The sequence below is a fragment of the Enterococcus sp. AZ095a genome, assembly GCF_050546735.1.
GTDB lineage: Bacteria > Bacillota > Bacilli > Lactobacillales > Enterococcaceae > Enterococcus_D > Enterococcus_D entomosocium.
In genome coordinates this window covers 900,262-924,309 of the sequence record NZ_CP172953.1, presented here as the reverse complement: position 1 = coordinate 924,309, position 24,048 = coordinate 900,262, and the positions used below count along the sequence as shown (strand labels likewise).

Sequence of the window (24,048 nt, the reverse complement as noted above, 5' to 3'; positions counted from 1 at the left end):
GCCGTTTGTTATAATACTTATGTTCATTGTAATTCTTTTAATTGATAATTCAACAAACAATTCTAAGGAAGGTGTGGGATAAACAACAATTACCCGTTTTTTGTTGTTTATTTTGAAAGGAAATTCACAATATGAAAAAATTGGATTTACGTGTCAAACGAACCAATAAGTACATTATTGAAGCTTTTATCCGCTTAGTGGAAGAAAAAGGCTTCGAGCAAGTGACTGTCCAAAATATCGCCGATGAAGCCATGATCAACCGTGCAACCTTTTATGCCCATTACAAAGACAAACAAGACTTGTATGAAAAGATATTTGACTTGGCTGTCGAATCATTTACCGCGATTCTTGATTTTGAAGATTTTGTTCAAGGCAATCGCATCAAAATCCGCAAAATCGAAGCGGCCATGACCGAACTTTTTTTACACATTCAAAACAATCGTTCCTTTTATTTGACGATCATGGATGCCTCTGCCATTGAGATCATCCGTAAAAAGTTGGGCCTGATTTTGACTGAACGTTACCAAGAGATCTTTTCAACGTTGAGAATCACCGAAGGAGACATTGAAGTGCCCTTAGACTTCATCATTGACTATATGACCTCGATATTTGTTGGTACCTTGCATTGGTGGCTAACGGCAGAAACAACGATGACACCCGACCATCTAGCAAAACTTGTCATCAAACTGGTGGCAAACGGCCACCTGACTGTCTTGGGGATTGAGATTGAGGAATAGCTGCCAAACCCACTTTACTGGTTTGCCCAAAGAGAAGGGGGTCGCTCCCTTTTTGCGAAGAGCATTCATTTTAACAACGTTTAACCGTTTATTTTTTTCTAGAATCATGGAAAAACCCGTCCAGATCGCTTGATCACATGGACGGGTTTCTTACCGATTATTTACGTTCTTTTTGACAGATTTGCGTTCAATCAATTCGAAAGGAATGATTTCTGAGGTGATTTTTTTCCCGTTAAGAATACAGTCAAGCAGCTTTAAACAAGCGCGTTTCCCCATCTCATGAAAAGGCTGGGAAATGGTGGTCAGCGGTGGACTGACCATTGCGGCAATCCGAGAATTATCATAACCGACTACCGAAAGATCATCGGGGACGACGATCTTGTTTTCATAACAAATAGAGATAATCCCTAGTGCTGTTTCATCACTCGCACAAAACACAGCTGTAATCGGTTCTTTCCTCTCCAAATACCCGCTCATTGCACGTCTTCCAGATTGAAAACTAAAGTAGCCATAATCAATAAATTGTTTATTTACGGGAATCTGATTCTTCTCTAGGGCGTCGACATACCCTTTGATCCTAGGCACACTCGTATTTTCATCATCATAGCTTAATCCTGCCAAGCCAATATTGTAGTGCCCCTGTTTGATCAGATAATCAACAGCGGTAAAAGATGCCAAATAGTCATCCACTTTTATCGAAGGAATTTTTTTGTTTGTATCAGTACTAGAAACTAGAACAATCGGGATATTCAAGCTTTCGATCGGTGCTAAATCGTATTTAGACAAAAAAATGGAAAACACAATAATACCGTCGACTCGACGTTCAGCCATAAGATCTAAACTTTTCTGAAACCCTTCTCCACCAACACCTGCATGAGTCACGATCACACTAAACCCTCTAGCGTGTGCTTCTTCTTCAATCCCCTCGATGATTTTTACATAAAAAGAGGTGTCGGAGTTCGGCATAATGATCCCCACCGTCTTTGTCGTTTTCGTTACAAGACTGATAGCAGTTTCATTCTTACGGTATCCTAACTTTTTGACTGCCGAAAGAACACGTTCTTCAACTTCTTTGCTATATCCGCCAATATTATTCAGCACTCTCGACACAGTGGCAATTGAAACGCCTGTTTCTCGAGCAATATCTTTGATAGTTGCCGCCATATCAAAACTCCTTTTATCTGCTTTCATTGCCTTTTCTTTCGATCGAATAGAAAAAGGCTTGTTCCTTCCATACTTGGCCGACAATTTCAGCCAAGTGTCTCTTCCATTCTAACAAATATTGAGAAAAAAACGATAGTTAGAAGAAGTAAAAACGACTTCTAGCTATCGTTAATCGGAGGAAAACGATGGAAATTGGTTCTAAGATACCTGCTTATTCACCCGTGATCCCAGACTTGTCGATACTTTCAACAAACCATTTCTGAACAAAAACATAGAAGAAGATCAATGGAAAAATACTCAGAATCGTTCCCGAATAGGCTACCGCCTCTGTATAACTAAGATTGGGATTGACTCCTGGATCACCTAGATTCGAGGTATTGTTGACGACATTGTTAAATTGACTTTCCAATGAATTGAGTAACATTGGAGTTGTTTGAATGTTTCCTTCTAAATAGAAAGAAGTCAACAAGGTTTCATTCCAGTACAACGCAAACGCATAGATCCCCACAATCACAAATGCAGGTCTCACCATCGGTAAGGCGATCTTATAAAAGGTTTTAAAGGCACCCGCTCCATCCAAAAAGGCTGCTTCTTCTAATGCAGTTGGGATCATTTTGAAAAACTGATAAAAGATCAAAATGAATAAAGCGGCTTGTTCTCCTTGACCCATAAGAGCTGGAAAAATCAGCGCCCCCATATTTCCGCTTAATCCTAACGTCGTAAAGAGTTGATAGCGAGGAATAAAAAACAACACCTTCGGCGCAAGATACGTAAAAAGCAACAATGAAAAGATCAGAAATTTTCCAGGTACTTGAAAACGGGCTAACCCGTATGCAATCAAAGCAGAAGAAAGCATCAGACAAACGGTCGATACTCCTGCAACAAGTACCGTAGTGAAATAGCTCCCTGGCAAACGTAACGCCCGCCACGTAAGCCGAAAATTTTCTAGATAAAATTCTGAAGGAATCCATTCGATCGAGTGATCAGCCAAATCTAAATTTGACATCAATCCTACAGTTATCATATTGATCAGCGGGAAGATAAAGACAAAACTAAGCACGATCAAGATTGCATAAATGACGATTTTTCCTAATAAGCCGTTTGTAAAATTGGTTCCCAGTAACAGTTTTTTCATTCTATGGGTATTTCCTCTTCGTCGTATCATCATTCTTAACCCGCCTTACTTTTCTTGCGTTCTTTTATGACCATATACAAAATACCAATCATTATGAATTGGAACAACGTATATAAAATAGCAATCGCTGACGCATAGCCTTCTCTTCTCGCTCCATCGTAGGTCGATTCCAGAATGATCGAAACAATCGGATTTGCTTCAAAATTCGCTAAAAAAACCACAAGAAAGACGACCGCTACATTGATCAGTGGAAAAATGATTGGTAAGGTGATTTTCCAAAAACTGACCCAGGAAGAAGCACCATCGATTGATGCGGCCTCATAAATGCTCGGGTTGACATTTTGGAGGGATGCTAGAAAAATCAATACCGGAACTGCACAATACCACAATAGTTGCGCAATCATTTCAAATAATTCTGCAACCAGCAGGACAACGGCTTGTGAAGGAATAAATAAATCTAAGATATTGAGAATCACCAGATTCTCAACGATCCCTGTACCACCATACTCACTGATCATAGTCATCAATTTGCCACTTAAGATAATGATTGGTAGAAAAAAGACTAAGCGAAAGAACCAATTGCCGTGAATTTTTTGATTCAAAAGCATGGCAATAATCACCGATAAAGCGATAATCACAGGAACTTGAAACAAGGTAGCAACAAAAAAATCTTGTAAGGCAATCACGAAGTCAATATCCTGAAACAAAATTCGGTCATAGTTCTCCCAACCGACCCAATTATAACGCCAGCCAGAACGAATGCCATAGGAGACATTATGAAAGCTAAAGAAGATCGTTCGAGTAAGCGGATAGGCCACTAATGTCAGAAACCCAATGATCCATGGACTAACAAAAAGCAGCCCTGTTAATTTCTTTTTCTTTTGCATGGATAATTTCACCGTACAACGACCCCCTTTCCTTCTACTATGACTTCTCCTGTTTCAAAGGTTGTCTCATTATAGTTGATTGTTAGTGTCTTTTGATTTGCATAGGTTACTTGAACGACTCCGTCGGCTAAGAGTTGATGATCGACCATCTCACTCCCTCTGACAACTGACAAAGCTTCATCCATCGCTTCATAATAAAACATGATTCGCTCTGATAAATACTCATATTCCGAAACAGTGATCGCACTCGCCCCAGTATTTTTCATTTTGTATGCAGGCTCTCCCGTCAAGACAAATGTGGGATACACACCAAATTCGATCAGCCGCAAAAGAGTATCTTGATCATGGGAAACACTATTAAGATACGTAGAATACATCTCTACTTGGCCACTTAAAATCAGCTGCAATAAAGGAATCGTTTCATCAATAAACACAAAACCGGAAGAGTAGATGGGTGTATCATAATACTCATCAAGATAAGGGAAAAGATACGCATTTGGTTGATAGATATTCGTTGCTATTTCAGCTGCTTCCAACCGCTCAAGCAGCTGTTTGACACTGGTCATCGTCACAAGACTATGGATCTGACGTTCTTCAAAAAAAGTAAATACATTGTGATCAAAACCAGCCAAAGCCAGACTTACTCCCGCAAGATCAGCGAGTGTCGTTAAATCATTTTCTAAAGATGAAGCATAGAAGTACGGACTGTTCATATAATTGAGGGTTGCCTTTTCAGGATCAAAAAATTGAAAGTCATTCCGATTTAATTTGTATGTTTGCTGATTGCTTGCATTGTGATACGTTTTTGTATAGTCGACGTAAAAATTGAAATCTACCTCGTGTTCATGAAAGTAAGCCAGTAACGCTTGGAAATCATCGTCATTGTTCAGATTTTTTTGTGGGCCAATGCCATACGTCCAACGGTCTTGCAGAAACGCTTTGGCAGTGACGGTTAATTGCTCGATGCCATTTTCTAGTAATTGTTCCGTGATAGCTTTTGCTTGAAGAGGATCTGTCAAGGTTACTTCCTCAATCCCCAAACTCCCCATCTTTACTTCATTCATCAAAAAATCGATTTTTAAAGGCAGCGATTGTTCGGGCGTTTCTTTCTCTTTGGTTTTTCCAAGCTGTTCAATAAAGCTGCGATAACTCTTTGCCAGCCCAACATAATTTGCCTCATCTTCTCGCAAGAAAACATAGCGTTGCACGATATCATACTCGTTGGGAAGCTCTTGAAAACCTAGGATATGCTGATCTTCATTGATCCGACTTTGAAATTGAGAATAGGCGGTTCGATACGTATAAGTAAAATAAGATTGATAGAAATGTGTATCCGTATTTTTGGGTCGATAGTTATACGTGGCATAACTTTCTCCGTTTTCAGAAATGACTAAAACACCGGCACTATTCTCTTCTTTGATCACACCATAAAGAGGCAATGTCAAAAGTTCAATTGGTTTTGAAGGATAGGCACCGCCTCGAGGATTGTCCTCATATCCTTGATCTAAACCATAGACTGGTGCCGAATACCCCACCAATGACCGCGGTGTCTCATCAAGGCGAATGGTTGCTCCAGGACCATCGGGTATGACCAAATACCCCGTTTCTTCCCCTTCTGTACTAGCAAAAAAAGGATACATGATCAATTGGTTCAATGAAATATTATTGTTTCCCGGCTGCCAAAGGTTTTCATTGTATTCTTCAATACTCTCCTTCGGAATATGAACAAGAAGATCCCCGCCTTGAATAGTGACCCTCATTTCAAAACGAATCTTTTGTGAAGTAAAATCAATTGCAACAACAAAGCCATCCTCATGAAATTGGTATTCCCTCGTGACCCCTGAGTCCATCAGGGTACGCCGTCCCGGTGTGGCTCGGTCATAGGTAACGATCGAAACACCGGACTTGATATAATTGATGATTTCTTGACTATACTGCATCTCAACATAGTCTGCTTGGTAATCATAAGACGCCCACTGCTCACCATTCACCTTATCAAAGACAAGAATTGCTGCCGTCTCCTCCTCGACATACAACACGAGTTGTTCATTTTCAGCCGCTAATCGAAAAGTGTCTGGAATTTCTGATGGTGCCTCATACCTCCCCTCAGAAACGTTTGCTGCGGTATTGACAGTCACCGCCTGAAAATCATTCATCAGCGGCTCGATCGTAGGTCTTACCTCTTGCGAATCGAACAACCAAAATCCCAGTAAAACAATCATTGGTAAAAATAGTATATAAGTCAGCCATTTCTTATTCATCGGGCACTCACCTCAGTTATCACGTCTAGAATAAAGTTGATTAGCTGGCTGCCTAATGTATAAAGGACAAACACACACAATCCAATAATCAACATGGTAAAAATACTTTTGAAGATAATCGTAAAGGTCTCGCCAACTTCATAGTTGTGTAGATCTTTGATCACAAAAAATTGTAAAAATAAGACCCAAAGACCTGCAATCGCTTGTGGGAGATAAAAAAAGACGCTTTGTTCTAAAGTGAGACCATTACTCAGCAAAATCACCACTGGGAAAACAAACAATATTGGTGTCATCGCATAAGCTGTCCCATTGACACTTTGAAGAAACGTGCCTTCCCCATCATTGATCGAGCAAATCAAGTAATTCGATACCATCCATAACAAGACGACAAAAATGAAGGTTGCTAGCTCATACAAAAGATAAGGATTATCTGCTACAAAGATCACATTCGTCCATTGATGGTACATGAGAAACAAACCGATGTAGAGAAGAAAGAGAATCATAGAGAAGAACACGGATACCCGTTTGCGACGCTTGATCGTATAGATCCCATCAAAAATTGCTTGATGAAACTCGAAAATAAACAAAAAATTATCGACGAATTTATACTTTTTCAGCCATTGAAGCTTATGAGTGAGTGAAATAGAACGCCGACTAAATTTCTTCACCAATCGCCATAAACTCCACAATATCAATCCAACCATCATCAAGACAAACAACGTATTTAAATGGGCACTCAACCAGTCTTGTCGAATCTCCCAAAAAGCCGCTGATATTCCTGGTGTAAACTCAGCACTCATAAATTCTTGGTACGCCAACTGTGCTTCACCTTCTCGCAAGTAAGCGTTACCCAATCCGATCCGTGCATTATCAAACACTGAATTATAATTCAAGGTATATTCCCAAAGTTCTTGACTGACTCGGTACTCTCCTTGTTGATAACTACTCATGGCTTGATGGACCGCTTCGGTGAAACGAGTGCGTTCATACTTCACTAGCGAAGCGGCTCCTTGATCGACGACGATCAGCTCATTTTCGGACGTTGCTGCAATACTCGTAGGTCGGCTTAAAATCCCGAAACGACTAGAGATCACATCATTCCCTCCAAATACGAAGAGCAACTGCCCTTGAGAATCGTACTCATAGATCCAACCATCTGAAGAAACTGCATAAACACTGTCCTGCTGACCGACCCAAATACTTTCCATATTAAACTCACCTAACAAATTGTCTGGAAAATAATTGGTCCCTGCAACGTTAAACTTTTTGATCGCACCATTTGCCAACGAAGAGGTCACCGTGTAAACAAATCCTTTTTGGTCAATACTCACATCCGCGATAATGTTTGGAAAGACAGTTTCCATCGCTTGTTGCTGCGTTTCTGTTAAAAAGAAGGAACGGATTTGATCTAAGAGGGGGACATTTAAGGGATTGGCACCAAAAAAAGTCACGAACTCTCCTGCACGATTCAGCATAATCAAGCCATTACTTGATTCAGAACTTCGAACATAGATATTCCCCCTCATATCCACCGCAAGATGCGTCGGTAAGAAAGGATAGCCTTCATTGAATACAGGTGCATCTGGCGTACCAATTTCTTGTAATAATTCATGGCTCTCTTTGTCATATGAGAAAATTTTATTTTGGCTCGTATCTACTGCATAAATAATATCTTCTGTCACGAAAGTACTATGTACTTCCACTAATTCTTCACTCTCTAGAAATCCTTGATAGGACAACGTTTTATCAAGAATGATGACTTGATTCAGCCCCGTATCAGAAATATAAACATTGTCTTCATTATCAACAAAAACATGATTTGGTTCGACAAATGAATGACCATCAAACGCTGTGATTTCTTTTGCAGGTGTATAGGCTGTTTGGGTCCGCAAAAAATAATTTTCACTATCCGTCGTAAAAGTAAAATATGGAACCTCTTGGGCAACGGCTTTATTCGGTAAAATAGTTGCGAAGACCATAACAAATAAAATAAGCATCGTCATCTTTTTCATATCACTTGATCCCCGTATGCGCCATTGAATTCATGACTTTATTTTGTAAAATGATAAACAACAATAAATTAGGGACAAACATAATCAGTCCACCAACCGCTTCGACACCCGCACTTGCGACGACATTTCCCGTTTGCGAAGATAGGGTCGACATATAAAACGGAAGCGTACGGATAGTTTCACTATCCATAAAAATCGCTGAAGCTTCTACGTTGCCCCATACGGACTGAAACGTCAACAACGAAACAGTGATCAGTGCTGGTTTGATCATCGGCATGATAATACTCCAATAAATTCGGGCGAAGCTTGCTCCATCCATTTTAGCTGCTTCGATCAAAGAATCTGGGATCTGATCGATAAATTGCTTCAATAAAAACAAGCCGACAGGCATTGCCAACATTGGGATAATATGTGCCCAAATCGAGTTGTATAAGCCCAATTGAACAATGATCAGAAATCGGGGGATCGCCACCGCAACCGGAACGAACATCAGCGCCAAAGTATTGATTTTATTGAAGGTCTCCTTACCTTTAAAATGCAGTTTAGACAATGCAAAGGCAGCAGAGGAACTGATCAACAACGTCAAGACAATCAACGTGAACGCTACGAATAAACTATTGAATAAATAGCGGCTCATTGGTATGCCTGACTGATTGGAAAAATTGGTCAGTAGTTGAAAGTTTTCTAATGTGGGTTGCCGAACAAAAAAAGTCGGCGGATAAGCAAATAACTCGGTAAAAGGTTTAAATGCATGATTCACAATAAAGATCACTGGTAACCCCATGATCAATGAGACGAAGACCAAAAGTACATGTATTTTTAGTTGATCCTTATGAAATCGCTGCGGATTCACTTTGACGGGACTGGACATCTTTTCACCACTCTCTAAATAATAATTTTAGTTTTCACTAAACAGCTTATAGCTGACACGATTAAATAGAATCACAATAAGTAATAGCACAACTGTAACCGCTGAGGCATAGCCTAACTCATACCGGGTAAAGCCAAAATCTTGGGCATGATCGACGATCAACCAGCCGGAATATTGAGGTGGTGGATTGCCACCACTCAAAGCTGCCGCCAAACCAGCTGTGTTAAACGTGCCAACGATGGCCATGACTGCGCCAAATAGCATTTGTGGCTTCATGGAAGGAATGGTAATAAAGAAGACTTCCTGCCATCTATTTTTCACTCCATCAATACTTCCTGCTTCATAAAGTGAGCGATCGATATTCAATAACCCGCCTAGCATAGCTAAAAAGCCGACCCCCATGCTACTCCAGATCCCGATAAAAATCATAATGACAAATAAAATCGTTGGCTGTTGTAAAAATTGAATCGGCTCTCGCACGATGCCCCACTCTAAGAGCCAATGATTCAAGTAGCCGGTCTCATCACCACTGAATAAAACCCGCCAAACTGTCCCCATCATGATGGAGCCTGTAATCGAAGGTGAGTAAATGATCACTGTATAAATGGTCCGCATTCGATGGGTAACTTGCGAAATATTCCAGGCGAGAAAAAAAGCGAGCATATAGCCGACAGGCCCAACAATCACACCATACAAAATCGTATTCATCAGCGCATTTTGTAAAAAAATCGTATCTCCCATAATCAAATCAATGTAATTTTGAAACCCGATGAATTCTGGAAATTGAACAGTATTGAAATAGGTAAAGGACAAAAGAAATGCGACGATAACTGGCAATAAAATTAACAAGCCAAATAATAGCGCATAAGGCGAAAGAAAGAGAAACGATGAATTCAGTAGACGATCTAGCCAGCGATACTCTTTTTTGGCTGTCTTTTGATTTGATTTAGTTATCCCCATCATGACTTGGTATCCACCTTTCAATTGTTTCTAGTACGGGAACATTAAAAGGCCGAACCAAGACGTCTTCTTGGATATACCCAAACTCCCTCAATTTTCTTTCCAACTCTTTGTCGATTATCCTGACCGCATGATCGATGGCGATCCGCGGATTCTCTCCATCGAGAACTACTTTGTTCCAAGCATTGCTAAGCTCTCTTTCTACAATATAATCACCGGGAACTCTCCCTGTTGTTTGAATCCATTGCCATTGCTCTAAAATCACTTGCTTTGATTCTTGCGGCCAAGCACTTGCTTTAAATCCTTCTAGGTTGGCTGGCAAATAGAGAAATTGGTGTCCCAGAGTCGCCTGCAGATCATAGGAGAACGTCGCCTGTGTTTGGCTACTGTTCCACCATTGTAAGAAAGACCAGCTTTCTGCTTTTTTCTCACTATCGCTAAAAATAATCGACGCAGAACCATAGGTAGGATCCCATCGTTCGATCTCTCCACTGTCATTTTCGATCCCAGGAATTGGGATCATCCCCCACTGACCGGCAATTTCAGGCGCTGCATGCTTCAATTGCACATAGAGATTAGCATCGCCGATCCCAATAGGAGTTTTCCCATCACGAAAACTCTGATAGAATTGCGCAGTAGTCAAGGGCATGTTGTAGACTGTAAAAAGACTGGTCATAAAATCAAACGCTTCATAGGAACCACCTAAATGAATCTCCGTCTGACTCCCAGTATCATCGAACAACCGCCCGCCATACTGATAAATAAACGGCGTGGTCGTGTCGAATCCTTTATGTGAACTGTCGGATCCTAAAGGGATATAAATATTCATATCGTATCTTTGTAATAATGGAATGATGCTGATCATTTCTTCCCATGTTTGCGGTGGTTCTTCTCCGATCATCTCCAACAGATCCTTACGGTAATAAAGTAACTTGACTGTCTGTGTTTCCGGAATCGCATAGACTCCTTCGTCATAGATATATTGCGTAAAGGAATTTGGGTTGTATTCAGCGGTAAGCTGCTCAAATCCTTCCAGCTCACTTAGATCTTCGATGATTCCTCGCAGTCCCAACTCAAAAGGCATCCCATGACTGACACTTAAGGCCGCATCTGGCACACTTCCTGCAGCATTGTTTAAGATGATTCGTTGTTCATCAGGCAACAAGGATAAATTCACTTGGATGCCCGTTTTCGGTGTAAATTCTTCATCAACAAGTCGCTGAATGATCTCTAAATTTAAACGCGATTGATTGACCCAAACCTCTATCGCTTCTCCCTCAGTTTCATTTATTTGACGATATCTTGGATTGATAAACGTATAAGCAAATGCCTTTACGCTTTCCAAAGCTGTGGTAAAAATCCCTACTCGCTCCCTTGGCAGTTCGACATTCGCATCATGGATAAAAATTCGATCCATTGATAAGGGACTAGCAATTAAAGTTGGTAAGACAGATTGGATCCTTCCGTAGGCCGAGGAGTAGCCTTGATTAAAACGGGTTAAATAATGAGGCAATGTATCCGGCTGTTCATAGAAACTCTCGACCATAGCGATTGCAACCGCTAATTCTGTCAAAATCGGTAATTTTTCATTGCCTAATAAATCGATCAACACTTCTCTTTGTGCGTTCAATCCATCTAGGATCTCTGCTAATGATGTTTTGAGTTCTGGGAAATAGGTTTCGATCCGCCAGTCTCTCTGACGATCAACCAATCCACCCGTCAAGCGCACCACTTCCGCACCGATGCCATCCATCTTTGCCAGTAATGCCAACAATTCATGGTATGGTGCTGCAACAAGCGTGCTGTCAATGACAAGCGATAGCGTATGTTGTCCCTCTTCTAAATAAAATAAAAAGGCGTTTCCCTCATCATCACTCAGTGTTTCATGGATCCACTTATTTGAATAATCAAAGGAATAAGTACTCAATTCTTCAAACGGAACTTCGCCATTCAACTCGATTCGTCTTCTAGCAGGCATTCCGTTATTCATGTTTTGTAAGTATTTGAAGGTGATTTGGTAAAAGCCACTCTCTTCCACAGTCAAAACATACGACACTTGGTCCCCAGGCTCAGAAAAAGAAGCACCATCTAAAACATTCAATAATCGGGTTTGATAGTCATAGGGGCTTAATGCTGGGTTACGAAGATATTGACCGCGGATACTTCTTCGACTTTTAGTCACAGGATTTTCTGTCTCGATCGTCAATAATTGTTGATCATTTTGTTTTGATGCGCCTTCGTGCACGACAAGGTATTCCTCATAGGAAAGGGTGGATCGTTGCGTGTTCTTGATAATGATATCTCCTAGTAAAATAGCTCCTTCAATCAATTCGAAGGAAAGCGTGTTCTCACCTTCTGCTAGTTCAAACTTCAACGGATCAGCAAAGAAATGATTTGGGTCTTTCAATGGTTGTTGGTCCCATTCCCCAGCTAGCTCTGATCGCACCTGAAGCTGATCGCCATAACGATCAAATTGAATTGCAGATTTCTCGTGCGCTTGTTGCCATTGCAAGGGCAACGTTAAGGCGTTCATCTCATTAAACTGAGTCGTATCGTTGATTTCGAAGGACAGTTCTGGGTTTAAAAATGTCTGCTCTTCTACACGGTAATCCAGCCAAACCTCATACAAACCCCCAACAGGCGCATTGATGGTCAACTCGATTTTATCTCCAGCTTGAAGATTCGTGACATATCCCTCATAGTTCTTACTCTGAGAAGGAGGCACCAATTCACCACCCAGGCGCTCTTGCGCTAAGTTAACTGACTCCTCAGTAGGTATTTCAAGCCCTTCTCGTACTCGTTCCATCGCTACCGCATAGTAATGATCTGCTTCGTGGGAAAAAGCCATTAATTCTTCAGTACTTCTTAGATCACTCCGACTTACTTCCTTTTCTTGTTCGGTATCATTTCTAGAAAAAAGAACGGATGCCAATACGATCACTGTTGTGATGCCGATTGACCAGGCTATTTGAAACATACTTCTTTTTTTCTTTGTCATAGAATCCCAACCTATCACTCATTTTTTGATGTAAGGAAACCTTGTTATGGTTCAAATGACCATAACAAGGTAGGTACTGATGGAAGTGATCAACGATTGTATTGTCGTAAGTATTCTTCGATCTGTTCATTGATTCTGCGGTCCCATTCGCTAGCGATGTCACTATAGCGAACTCCTTCATCCTTGATTTGATGCATGATTTCCCAAGGATCAACATCCCCTTGGACATTAGAGAAACCAGGCATTTGTCTCGGATAAGCGACAGGGTTAGATAATTGTTGCTGGAAGGCTTCTTCTTTAAAAGCGGCGAAATTGTAGTTAGCTAATCCACTCTCTTCATCGAACCCTTTTACCAATGGATGATTCGCTAACACCGTTGGATTAGTCGTAATTGGCCATCCTTGAATGAAGTCCATCAAACGATCCTCAGCTCGTAATGGTGCATCTTCTGGAAGACCTGAGTATTCATCGATCAAGGCCCATCTTGAAAGTAAGCCTTCCTCGCCATAAGTTAGCCACTTCAACAGCTCAAACGCCGCCTGAGCCTTCACCGGATCATCTTCTAACTGACTAGAGATACTAAAAGTATCATAGTAACCAGGAATGTATGTTTCGCCACGAGGAGCAGTTGGCATTGGATAAATATCGATCTCCATGTCTCGTGTTTCAATCAATTCAGAGACATCGCCGCTTAATGCCCACAACCAACCACTTTCTAAGACTTGCAAGCCATCACCAAATGCCCAACTCAAGTTGCCGACTTTTGCAACTCGTTCTTCTTCACTGAGATCATAAAAATGCAATCCTTCGATCGCTTCACGGGCAAATCGCTCATAGTACTCGCCAAAGTTTGTCGCACTAGCTAAATCCCATCGTTCTGTTTCAATATTGAACCCTTTCCACCCATTGGGAATATCATCAAAATAATTAGGTCCTATTTCCCCAAACCCAACAACGCCGGGAAAGATCGGGCTATTGGCTGTCAAAACTGCAATTTCACTTCGAAGCTCTTCATACTCTTCATAACTCCAGTTATAATCTGGAATCGAGAGATTATTTTCTCTCAAAAGACGTGTATTCACTAATACATATTGGGAAACAGACTGCCAAGCCAAGCCATAGATTTCTTCACCATCATGGGTACGTAAAAACTCCATCGCATTATCAGAGTTCCATTGCGCTTCATCATCTGCTTCTAAATAAGGTGTTAAATCAAGCGTAAACTCACGATCATAAACTTCAGCAGACATCGGCGAAAAGTAAATGTCTGGTAAGTCATTGTCTTGCGCACGAGCATTCAGCATTTCCAATTGTTCAAAGTTTCCATTCTCGCCATTGGCAAATTGCGCATCGCGAATAACGTTGATATTTGGATACTTCTCCATAAATTTCTCAATATTTAACCACATTGGATTTTCGCTATTTTCTTCCCCATAATAGCGGCTGGCAAAAACCAGATCGATCTCCTCTTCTTGCCATGCCAAATCCCCTTCTTCATCAGATGTAACATGGTTTCCAGATTCTGTGGTATCTGGATCATTGGAATTACTACAAGCTCCTAAAAGGAATAAACTTGAGAACAAACAGACCGACCTTACTATTTTGCTTTTTTTCATACAAAACACTCCTCATTTATATTTTTGTCTTTTATTTTTCTTATGGAAATGGAGGTACTTTCCTTAAGGACTTAAAAAATCACTTTTAGTTAAACGTTTACGTAAGTAATACGTAAACGTTTAACTATTATTCATTACTTGCTTCATTTGCTTCCAATCTACTTCTAGCTTTGCAATGCACGCTCTTAAACGATAGAGATTAGAACGTTATTGCCTTTTTCTCCTGATTCTTCTGTTTATCAGGATGCCGAAGTATGTGATTACCTGTCATCCTCTTTCTTTTGATCAATAATCTACCCAAGCGAGGATGAAGCAAGAACTTTTAGCTCTTCTTTTAGTCCTCAACTGACGATAGAAAAGCCTCTCTCACCTATGAAAGCGCTTAAGATATAAATCAATAGTACCATATGATAACAGATACTCAATATAAAACTTATAATTTGTATAAATAACCCACCTATTTCGTTTAACATATCAGATTATTTTCGTCTAAAAGAGTCTTAAACAATTACAAAAATACTTTTTTAAGACGATTTTAATGAAATCGAAAAAAACCGATTAATAATAATATAACATAACATTCTATAGACGACCTGAACGATTAATTAATCAAACCATTTAACTCCTGCTGCTTGCTGGTTTTCTATTTCAGTCAACAAAAAAAAGCATTGATGCTTGCATCATGCTTTTTTCTCATTTTCTTCTACTCATTAAAAATTTGTTATTGTTGAAAACAATATTAATGATTCTTTGAACGCCATTTGATCGTGTCTTTCGTCTTGCGCTGTTTCGTTACTTTGATTCCTTTTGGAGCCACACGAATCGCATAATCTTCCTTTTTCACCACATCATAGACATGCTCTGCAACTTCCGTTACTTTTTCTTTTAGATTCAATTTAAATTTCATGTGTTTTCATCTCCCGAATGCTTTACTAATAGCCTATCGCAAATAAAAAAAATCTTCAACTTATAGCCCTTCATAAAAAGGATTTTTAGGGTTTTCGTTCCTCTTTATTGGACAAGCGATTTAGACGCAACCAATGCTTCGTAATGCTGAACTGTTTTTCTAGGTTTAGAAGAAAATTTGTTGAACAAACGGCACGATCTTTCCTTTTCCCCTTCACAGTTCCCTATTTCTGGCAATGTAGCATTATTGACATCCCTTTGATTTCAGGGATGTTTGCAGAAACTTATCTTTTTCATGTGCTCCTCGTTTCTTATCAAATGAGACTGAGTTTGATCGACAGATTGTCTCTAGACAGACACACTTATTTTCTAGTTTCAATAAAAAAGTGTCAGTAGAAAATCCAACGATTTCCCACCAACACAAAATAGTATAGTTTCCAACTACCACGAAGTTTGATTAATAAATTAAATAGTCAGAGGCACCAGCTTGCTTGATCTCGATCACCAGCTTATGAGGCAGGCAAATGCTCGTCTGCCCATTGCGATAGATCCAGCTGGTTTTGACAGCAATCTGGTCGGGACTATTGTCTTCACGAACTCGGATCGCGCCATCTTTGATCTCGACGATATTGTACTGACCTTCTGCTGGATAGTAGGTTTTTTCCATCGCATCGATTTCTTCTAAGTTAAAACGGTCAACCTCTTCTCCATTTATTCGCACGATTGCATACCGATCGCCGGTATCACTTTGAGCTTGTGCTTCAAATAGAAAAAGCGGTAAAAAAGAGCCGACAACTAACAGAATAAACAGCAGATAATCATAGGGCTTTAGAAGTTTTAAAAATGGCTGGATCGTCTTTTTCATCACATGTACGCCTTTCACGGTTCATTTACTGTTCCTTTTTAGAAGGTAATCGCTCTTCAAAAAAAGCAGTTAGATCGATGATCTCTTCCTCTGTGAAGGTTTCTTGCTCCCATTGGGCAAGGATTTGTTCTTGCAAAGTCAAATCCATTTCCCAAAAATGCTCGATCTTCTTGAAATGCTTTGAGTCAAAGGAACGAAACACCGGGTAGATCATCAAAAATTCTTCAAAGGTAAGATCCCAGTCCTCAGTATAATCTTTAACGACCCCTTCTGACAAGGCTTTTTCCGTCGGATCGCCGTTTTCTTTGATCAAGCCTGCTTCGTAAAAATGGCGATAGATTGCCTCTTTGGTGATCTCTGGATGAAATTTTTTACTGTGACGATAGGCTTCTTCAATCAGTGACGGATAGATGATCTCCATTTTCCCCCTGCTTTCTGGACGGCGTCATAAGACGGCGTTAATTCTTTTCGATTGGGTGCTGCGCTTTATATTCTGCTAAAGATACATGGTGGCTGCGCTTGAAGGTTCCTGTTGTCCCATCAAACGAAATCGCTGGTGCTTTGACGCCATAGTGGGTCCGGCGCTTATTCTTTTTTGCTTTTGATGTTTTTCTTGCAGGTACTGCCATGTCATTTCCAACTTTCTTTCACTTTCTCATTATGCACGCAGCTGCAATGCATTTTTCCGTTTATTTCGCTTAAATTCATGAATGATCTTTAATGCGCGTTTCCTTGTTTTGATGTTCGGGCTCTTTAAACGTCGATACGCACTAGACAAGTCCGTTTTTTCCATATTGACTCCTTTCTGTTACCAGCTTGCTTTTGTAACGCCGGGAATTTCTCCGAGATGTGCATGCTTACGGAAATTGATCCGTGACATGCCGAATTTATTCATGTAGCCGCGCGGACGACCATCGATCATATCCCGTTTCTTCAAACGAGTCGGATTCGAATCCTTCGGTAGTTTGGCCAATGCTTGGGTATCTCCTTGTGCTTTTAGTTCTTGACGTACTGCTCGGTATTGTTCGATGAGTTGTACTTGTTTGTTGTATTTTGCAATTTTTGATTTTTTTGCCATTCAGTTATTGTCCTTCCTATTTCTTGATTTCACGAAAAATCGCTCTGCGCCGCAACTTTGGTGAGTATTTTTTTAATTCTAAACGTTCCGGCGTATTGCGCTGGTTCTTATTGGTCAAATAAAGTCTTTCCCCTGTCTCCACACATGCCAAAATAATATTGTTTCTCATAATAACCAGCTCCTTTCTCTTGTGTCACACCAAAAAACTTAAAGTGTAACGATTACGTTTTGTATCATATCACACTAAAACACAGGAAGCAAGCAAAACTATTTCTTCTTTTTGTTATTTAACACGTGAAGAAAACGTCATATGAATTTGTTTTCAACCGTCGCTGTCATTGGCGGCAAGATAACAGAAACCTATAGCTTTTGATCCCGCAAAAAAATCACCTGATTTTTAAGAAATCACTGGTTGGGCTTTTCAAGCAGCCCAAGTCGTGATTCTTTGTCAGGTGATTTCATTCGGTTAATTTACTGATTGGTTCTCATGTGATGCAAGCCATTCACTGATCGCCTGCAAGCGTTCTATCCGCAGGTTCGGCAAGCCATTGCGCGACAAACCATGAGAGGATTGAGGAAACAGCATCAGCTTCGTATCGACGCCTTGACGTTGCAATGCCATGTAAAACTGCTGTCCTTGTTCTTGCGGACATCGCAAATCATTTTCTCCATGGAGGACTAGCGTAGGTGTCTTGACTTGGCTGGCATAGGCCAAAGGTGACATCTTCCAAAGTCCTTCGGTCTCATCAAGTTCCCGCAACAATTGGAATTTGACAAAGGCAGGTCCAATGTCACTCGTCCCATAAAAGCTGATCCAATTTGAGATCGAGCGTTGCGTAACGGCCGCACAAAAACGATCGGTATGGCCAACGATCCAGTTGGTCATAAAGCCACCATAACTGCCGCCAGCCACATGGATGGTGTTCGTATCGATTTCTGGATGGTTTGCCACCACGGCATCCACCCCTAACAGCAAGTCTTGATAATCTTTATTGCCATAATCACCTAAAATCGATTTGACAAATGTTTGACCGTATCCTTGCCCGCCACGAGGGTTCAACAAGATGACCCCATTGCCATTAGCGGCATGGACTTGCATCTCATGGAAAAATGTTTCCCCATAACAGACCTGCGGACCGCCATGAATGTACAAAATCGCTGGATGATTCTCCTTTGTTTCGGTCGGAGGCAAATACCAGCCTTGAATTTGCCAGCCATCTGCTCCTTCGTACCAAAACGCTTCAGGTTTACTGATCGTTAATTGTGACATAACTGCTTGGTTAGGATCATAGAGATCGGTTACTTCGCCACTTGTTAAGTCAATCAACGCTAAGCGACTAGGGATCGTTGGCGTCGCATAAGCAACAGCAAGTTTGGCTTCTGAATAGATCGCCGCATCGAGGATATCCATTTTTTCATCAAGTAGTTTGGTCCATTCTCCTTGGGTCGTGGCACGGTACAATTGTAGCTTGCCATGTTCTGTTACGGGTACAAGGAATGTGTCATCCGTCAACCAGGTGATCGCTACGCCGCGATTTTTTTGTTGAAAATCACTGATGATCGCATTGCCAAAAGCGATGTCAAGATCTTGGGAAAGATTTTTGACCGCTTTTGTTTTTAAGTCGACCAAAAACAAATCATCCAAGGTCACAAAACCATAGGAAAGATCATTGCCTAATAGTAATAGCTGATCATTGCGCGCTGCAGCAAAAGTATACGTTCCTTCTGGCAGAATGTTTTCTAAACTTTCTGTCTTTTTCGTCTGGCTATTTAGGAGACAAACCTTCGATCCATAGTCCCACTCGTCTTCTTCCTCTTTGTCAAAAGTGAGAAACAAAGTCTCTTGATCATCCGCTAAGCCAGAGAACACAAAGGGATACTTATGCTCAAAAATCAGTTCCGTTTCTTGTGTCGCGATCGTTTTTTTGATGATCGAATGTTTTTTTTCTTTTAAAAAGCCGACGCCATCCGCCAAATAATTGACTTTCGTAGTAGCTTTTACTTGTGGAAATTCCTTCTGCTTGTCCGTCTTTTCTTTGTCGTCTTGATCCTCTGAAACTGTCTCCTCTTGTGCCAGCTGGTAATAGATAGCCGTTGCGTCTTGCTCCCAAAAATAGTCGCCCAGACCTTTTTCAGTGACAAGTGCTTGGGGCTTGCCGCCGGATATCGGCATCGTCCATAACGTACTTTCACCTTTCTTTGGATCGGTCGTCACAAAACTGAGCCATTGCTCATCTGGCGAGACCTTTAGACTGTTGTGGGTCGTCGCTTCGGTGCCCCACTCACGCCGTTCATTGGTCTTTGCGTCAATACTATAAATCGCTGAATCATACGTGTTGGTCTCTGGGTTGACTACCGTTTCCAAGTAAAAAACCTGATTTTGCCCCACTGCAGGCTGCGCAATCGTTTTCAGTTCAAACAGTGTCTCATTCGTTATTTTTTTCATCCATTTCCCTCCAAATATACGTGTTTTCGTAGTAACTATCTACTAGTATATCAAAAGAAACGAATTTTTCTGCTTTTTTTAATAGTGAAATCCTCGCAAATTCGCAACTTCTTCAAAACCAGCCGACATCCCTGTCTGCCTTAAGATCTCCTGCCCATTTTCTAAAAGGGTCAAGGCAATTTCCGTACTGGCACTTTCGCGAATGATCCGATTCATTTGCCCAATAGAAGGTGCCCTCAAAGAATGCCCTTCTTTCGTCAAAACTTCGATCGTTAAGGACCATTGTTTTTGTTTGAGATGGATCACTAAACGGTCTTCCGTGCGTTTGACATCATGAATCTTTGCACCATGATAAGTAGCAAAACGATATTCTTGGCTCCCGACTTGCAGAACACAAATCGTTCCCAAAAAAGCAAAACCAGCAAAGGGAATGTCGGCTGCGGAGAAAAAGAACCGAACATCTGGCGCATCAAAGCTGTTGCATTGAACCCAAATATAAGCTGCTGGAAAGGAGGTTCCCCAATCTTTTTCCAAATAACCGATCCCGTTCGTAAAATCGATTGCTTCGTCGTTCCACTGCAGCGTACCTTCTAAGGTATGACTCATGCTCAAGACCCCGTGATAACACTCCATAAATGACAGATACGAAAAAGGACCCATGATACTCGGCGCATAACGTGTCCGCTGAATCGGTTTGTGGTCGTTATACTTTACTGACCCTTGTACTTGAAGTTCGTTATTTTTTAAAGAGACTTGGATGCCTGCTTCACTAAAGATATTGTCACCAATCGTTACTTTACGCTCCTCTTCAGACACTTGAAAGTCAGTTTCTGGAAAGGAAAAGTAATGCGCACCCTCATGATTGATCACTTGAATGAATACTTCTTTGGTCCCGTCTTTTTGAATCGAAAAACCAGGAATAAAAGCATAGACTTCTTCACCGATTTGGTGTTTATGGTACCAGCCTTCAAAAAAAGCGGTCTGCTTGTCGTGGCCGTGAAAGAACTGATCTGTTGTCAACATCTTGATTTCCCTCCGTTTCTTTTTTAGTGTAGCATGAAGCAGAAAGATTCCTCAGGATAATGCTTTTTCTATGTAAAAAAAGCCAGAAACAAGTAAGACACTTGTTTCTGGCTTTGTTTATTGCTCTTTCATCACTCGACGGGTCCACCAGAGAAAAATAAGAAACCCTACAACTAACAGTGTCAAAAGTCCGCCGGTCATCCACGATGGATCCCCAATGTGATAAAATGCCATGGCTTTTTGCAGGCAACCAAGCAACACAAATACCCCCAGTAGAAAAACGATCGGATAAAAAGCTTTTTCTTTGAGTGATACAACAAAAACGATCGCCGCTACCAGCAAACTGCCAACCAATACTACATCAAATGGAAATGCGATCGTCAGGAGCCACCAGTTTGGGGTCAGCAGATTGATCAGCAGTGAAAGACCAATCCAGCCACTCACAACGAGCCACAGGGAGCCGAAACGAATCACTTTGCTTGTGCCCTTCTTTTGATAGATGGTTTTGCTGATGATCGCAAAAATCCCGATGATCGCTAACACAGTTACCAATCCTGTCAAAAGATAATCCAGAAGGTTAAGAACCAGTGGTCCTTGATTTGTAAAATCAGCTATAAATTTGATTCCCCAACTGATGCCAACCGCTAGATACGCCAATTTGAGGCGCTCTTTGAGATTACTCTTTGGCGTGTTTGCCAATAGTTCATCTGCCACCCCTTTCGGATCATTGCCAAAATAGTGTTGCGCCTCTTCCCCATGAGTTTGTGCTTCTAATAAATCCATTGCAATCGCGTATACCTGCTCTGTGACTTTATGCTCATCGTAAAAAAGGCTGGAAAGTAAGAGGTAGCCTCGAAAATCATCAAAAAATTGGCGATTTTTCTCATTGAATTGTTGCTCGATCAGATTGGTTTGCTTTCGCCAATAGGTCGTCTCTTGTTTATTTGCCATGTTTCCTCACTCCTTAAATAATCCTTCGACTTTCTTCATTAGGTTCGTCCATTGTTCTCTAAATTGTGCCAAATAGTCTATGCCTTTCGGGGTGATCGAGAAATACTTGCGATCAGGTCCTTCAGGTGACTTTTTCATCTCAGAGGTAATAAGTTCTTGTTTTTCCAACTTCTGCAGCAAAGGATAGATCGTGCCGCCAACGATCGTTTCAAAGCCTCTTTGCTTCAGTTCCTGTACCAGTTCATAACCATAAATCTCTTTTTGAGCAATCACTTGCAAAACACACCCTTCCAAAACCCCTTTTAGCAATTGCGTCTCTTTCACGATTTCCCTCCTTTGGTTCCCTTTATCTAGTTTGTTATACAAACTAGTGTTGTACCTAGTATACGTGTTTGCCACTAGTTTGTAAAGCATACTAGCAGTGGAAATAAAAACGGCCTTTTAAATAAGACCGTTTTTGACAAACCCGATGCTTTTTTCTAGATGACAATATCGATATCCTCGGGTAAGAGGCTCTTGTAAAAATATACTTTATTCCGCTTTGATTCTAAAACCATTAGAATAATTTTTTCGGTGCAGTCTTTCAATACCTGTTTAAATACTGCTTCCCCTTCAGTATTCTCAGTGGCTCCTTTTTCTTCATCGTATCCTCTACATGAGAGAAGTGCAAGATCAAAATGATAGGTTCTGAGCTGGTTGACTGCTGTAACTGAATTAACGGTAAACTTTTTGTTCGTTACCGTCCCGCCAACGATGGTCACCTCAGCAGCAGTATGTTCCGATAGTAGTGCGGCAGTTAGCACACTATTGGTTACCACTCGTAACCCATGAATTTTTTTCAGGTAAGGGATCAGGTGCAAAGCTGTGCTCGAACTGTCCACGAAAATGGTCATATCGTCCTCAATATACGTCACTGCACGTTCTGCAATTCTGCGTTTTTCTTCATCATTGACATAATTCCCCACTTTTGTCAGATAAGCCGCATCGACCTTCTCTGAATCGATCAGCACAGCACCACCTCGGGTACGTCTGATTTGTTCTTCGTTTTCCAGTTCAATCAGATCGCGTTTGACCGTAGCATCACTATAATGTAAGAATTCAACTAATTCCCCCAGAGAAGCAAATTTCGTTTCATTTAAATACATCATGATTTTCTGCTTACGCTCATCTTTTGCTTTCCCCATACATTAAACTCCTTTAAAAAAGAGATTCCCACCAATTTAATCCTGTACCAATCAATCATTTCATTTATTATCTCTGATAAAAACGTGCTTTGTCAACCGTATTCAGCAGGGTCAACTTATGGCGTACAACAGCTTTCACATCTTTTATTGGTTGTACATATACTTGATTTGGTTCATACATAGCAGGGTTTTCCGTCAATACTTTTCTGACTGAATCAAAAAATACGGATTTCAAATCAGAACTAAGATTTACTTTACATACGCCATATTTTACAGACTCTCGCACTTCATGATCTGGGTTTCCTGACCCACCATGCAATACAAATGGTAAAGCAATACGATCGTTCAACTTTTTCAACAAATCGATGTTCAACTTAGGGGTGATATTTTTTGGATACAACCCATGAGCCGTTCCAATTGCAATGGCAAGGGTGTCAATGCCGGTAGCACGTACAAAGTCTTCGGCTTGGTCGACATCTGTGTAAATAATTTCTGCAGCTCCCCCTTCTGCGGAACCGTTGTTCCCAATCGTACCAATTTCTGCTTCAACGCTGACACCAACCATATGTGCCAGTTCAACAACTTCTTTCGTGATTTTTTTATTTTCTTCGTAATCGGCTAATGATGCATCGATCATCACCGAGGTATAGCCATTACGGATCGCCCGCATGACATCGTAGATTGATCCCCCGTGATCCAAATGAATAACGACTGGTACCTTACTTTTTAATGCGTACTCCCGCACTGTCGCTATGAAACAATCTCCTAAGTATTCGATCTCATCAGGATGAATTTCTAAAATGACTGGTGCATCCTGTGCCTCAACTTCTTCCATGATTGCTTTTAACATATCAAAACTGCAAATATTAAATGCTGGAACAGCAAATTTATGTTCTTTTGCTACAGCAAGTAATTCTTTCATTGTCATTAACATTGTGACATTCCTCTTTTCTT

Annotated in this window: 23 protein-coding genes; 1 reads left to right on the top strand and 22 read right to left on the bottom strand. The window is 40.8% G+C overall.

Annotated elements, in window-relative coordinates:
• Nucleotides 1–131: 131 nt before the first annotated feature.
• Complete coding sequence (locus IGJ26_RS04150) at nucleotides 132–737, top strand: TetR/AcrR family transcriptional regulator (RefSeq protein WP_005237309.1); 606 nt, start codon at nucleotides 132–134, stop codon at nucleotides 735–737.
• Nucleotides 738–887: 150 nt separating this feature from the next.
• Here the strand turns inward: IGJ26_RS04150 and IGJ26_RS04145 are convergent, their stop codons facing one another.
• The 22 genes from IGJ26_RS04145 to IGJ26_RS04040 all read right to left on the bottom strand — a co-directional run bounded on the left by IGJ26_RS04145 (nucleotide 888) and on the right by IGJ26_RS04040 (nucleotide 24,028).
• Complete coding sequence (locus IGJ26_RS04145; RefSeq protein ID WP_034872458.1) at nucleotides 888–1,901, bottom strand: LacI family DNA-binding transcriptional regulator; 1,014 nt, start codon at nucleotides 1,899–1,901, stop codon at nucleotides 888–890.
• A 211-nt stretch (nucleotides 1,902–2,112) separates the two neighbouring features.
• Complete coding sequence (locus tag IGJ26_RS04140) at nucleotides 2,113–3,036, bottom strand: carbohydrate ABC transporter permease (protein ID WP_016613811.1); 924 nt, start codon at nucleotides 3,034–3,036, stop codon at nucleotides 2,113–2,115.
• Nucleotides 3,037–3,071: 35 nt separating this feature from the next.
• Entirely contained in the window at nucleotides 3,072–3,935 is an 864-nt protein-coding gene (locus IGJ26_RS04135; RefSeq protein WP_430599891.1) for a carbohydrate ABC transporter permease, read from the bottom strand.
• The gene (locus IGJ26_RS04130; RefSeq protein WP_194199597.1) at nucleotides 3,932–6,184 is read right to left on the bottom strand and encodes a DUF5696 domain-containing protein; all 2,253 of its coding nucleotides are present in this window, start codon (nucleotides 6,182–6,184) and stop codon (nucleotides 3,932–3,934) included. The genes IGJ26_RS04135 and IGJ26_RS04130 overlap by 4 nt, the downstream gene beginning before the upstream one ends.
• A complete protein-coding gene (locus IGJ26_RS04125) occupies nucleotides 6,181–8,196 on the bottom strand; it encodes a hypothetical protein (RefSeq protein WP_142424794.1) in 2,016 nt (671 codons plus the stop codon). The genes IGJ26_RS04130 and IGJ26_RS04125 overlap by 4 nt, the downstream gene beginning before the upstream one ends.
• 1 nt (nucleotide 8,197) lies before the next feature.
• Entirely contained in the window at nucleotides 8,198–9,067 is an 870-nt protein-coding gene (locus IGJ26_RS04120) for a carbohydrate ABC transporter permease (protein WP_005237316.1), read from the bottom strand.
• A 27-nt stretch (nucleotides 9,068–9,094) separates the two neighbouring features.
• A complete protein-coding gene (locus tag IGJ26_RS04115) occupies nucleotides 9,095–10,030 on the bottom strand; it encodes a carbohydrate ABC transporter permease (protein WP_005237317.1) in 936 nt (311 codons plus the stop codon).
• Entirely contained in the window at nucleotides 10,014–13,025 is a 3,012-nt protein-coding gene (locus IGJ26_RS04110; RefSeq protein WP_086372682.1) for an extracellular solute-binding protein, read from the bottom strand. The genes IGJ26_RS04115 and IGJ26_RS04110 overlap by 17 nt, the downstream gene beginning before the upstream one ends.
• A gap of 89 nt (nucleotides 13,026–13,114) precedes the next feature.
• Nucleotides 13,115–14,641, bottom strand: coding sequence for an ABC transporter substrate-binding protein (locus IGJ26_RS04105; RefSeq protein ID WP_430599890.1), 1,527 nt, complete (start codon nucleotides 14,639–14,641; stop codon nucleotides 13,115–13,117).
• A gap of 739 nt (nucleotides 14,642–15,380) precedes the next feature.
• A complete protein-coding gene (locus tag IGJ26_RS04100) occupies nucleotides 15,381–15,548 on the bottom strand; it encodes a hypothetical protein (RefSeq protein WP_005237320.1) in 168 nt (55 codons plus the stop codon).
• A 456-nt stretch (nucleotides 15,549–16,004) separates the two neighbouring features.
• Complete coding sequence (locus tag IGJ26_RS04095; protein ID WP_034868672.1) at nucleotides 16,005–16,412, bottom strand: NusG domain II-containing protein; 408 nt, start codon at nucleotides 16,410–16,412, stop codon at nucleotides 16,005–16,007.
• A 25-nt stretch (nucleotides 16,413–16,437) separates the two neighbouring features.
• On the bottom strand, nucleotides 16,438–16,833 hold the full coding sequence (locus IGJ26_RS04090) for a hypothetical protein (protein WP_194199596.1): 396 nt from the start codon (nucleotides 16,831–16,833) through the stop codon (nucleotides 16,438–16,440).
• 37 nt (nucleotides 16,834–16,870) lie between these two features.
• Nucleotides 16,871–17,041, bottom strand: coding sequence for a 50S ribosomal protein L32 (gene rpmF / locus IGJ26_RS04085; protein WP_005225341.1), 171 nt, complete (start codon nucleotides 17,039–17,041; stop codon nucleotides 16,871–16,873).
• A gap of 29 nt (nucleotides 17,042–17,070) precedes the next feature.
• Nucleotides 17,071–17,205 (bottom strand): putative metal homeostasis protein, encoded by a 135-nt coding sequence (locus tag IGJ26_RS04080; RefSeq protein ID WP_005237325.1) that lies wholly within the window; start codon nucleotides 17,203–17,205, stop codon nucleotides 17,071–17,073.
• 15 nt (nucleotides 17,206–17,220) lie between these two features.
• Nucleotides 17,221–17,490, bottom strand: a complete 270-nt coding sequence (gene rpsN, locus IGJ26_RS04075) for a 30S ribosomal protein S14 (protein ID WP_005225340.1) — start codon at nucleotides 17,488–17,490, stop codon at nucleotides 17,221–17,223.
• 16 nt (nucleotides 17,491–17,506) lie between these two features.
• Complete coding sequence (gene rpmG / locus IGJ26_RS04070) at nucleotides 17,507–17,659, bottom strand: 50S ribosomal protein L33 (RefSeq protein ID WP_005225339.1); 153 nt, start codon at nucleotides 17,657–17,659, stop codon at nucleotides 17,507–17,509.
• Between the two features lie 297 nt (nucleotides 17,660–17,956).
• The gene (locus IGJ26_RS04065; RefSeq protein ID WP_194199595.1) at nucleotides 17,957–19,936 is read right to left on the bottom strand and encodes an alpha/beta hydrolase family protein; all 1,980 of its coding nucleotides are present in this window, start codon (nucleotides 19,934–19,936) and stop codon (nucleotides 17,957–17,959) included.
• A 78-nt stretch (nucleotides 19,937–20,014) separates the two neighbouring features.
• Nucleotides 20,015–20,959: a tocopherol cyclase family protein gene (locus tag IGJ26_RS04060; protein WP_008377300.1), complete on the bottom strand. Its 945-nt coding sequence runs from the start codon at nucleotides 20,957–20,959 to the stop codon at nucleotides 20,015–20,017.
• 117 nt (nucleotides 20,960–21,076) lie between these two features.
• Nucleotides 21,077–21,910: a hypothetical protein gene (locus IGJ26_RS04055; protein ID WP_008377298.1), complete on the bottom strand. Its 834-nt coding sequence runs from the start codon at nucleotides 21,908–21,910 to the stop codon at nucleotides 21,077–21,079.
• Nucleotides 21,911–21,916: 6 nt separating this feature from the next.
• On the bottom strand, nucleotides 21,917–22,234 hold the full coding sequence (locus IGJ26_RS04050; RefSeq protein WP_008377296.1) for a PadR family transcriptional regulator: 318 nt from the start codon (nucleotides 22,232–22,234) through the stop codon (nucleotides 21,917–21,919).
• Nucleotides 22,235–22,389: 155 nt separating this feature from the next.
• On the bottom strand, nucleotides 22,390–23,094 hold the full coding sequence (locus tag IGJ26_RS04045; protein ID WP_008377293.1) for a DeoR/GlpR family DNA-binding transcription regulator: 705 nt from the start codon (nucleotides 23,092–23,094) through the stop codon (nucleotides 22,390–22,392).
• A 67-nt stretch (nucleotides 23,095–23,161) separates the two neighbouring features.
• Nucleotides 23,162–24,028 carry a ketose-bisphosphate aldolase gene (locus IGJ26_RS04040; RefSeq protein WP_016613798.1) on the bottom strand — a complete coding sequence of 289 codons (867 nt, stop codon included), beginning with the start codon at nucleotides 24,026–24,028 and terminating at the stop codon, nucleotides 23,162–23,164.
• Nucleotides 24,029–24,048: the final 20 nt, after the last annotated feature.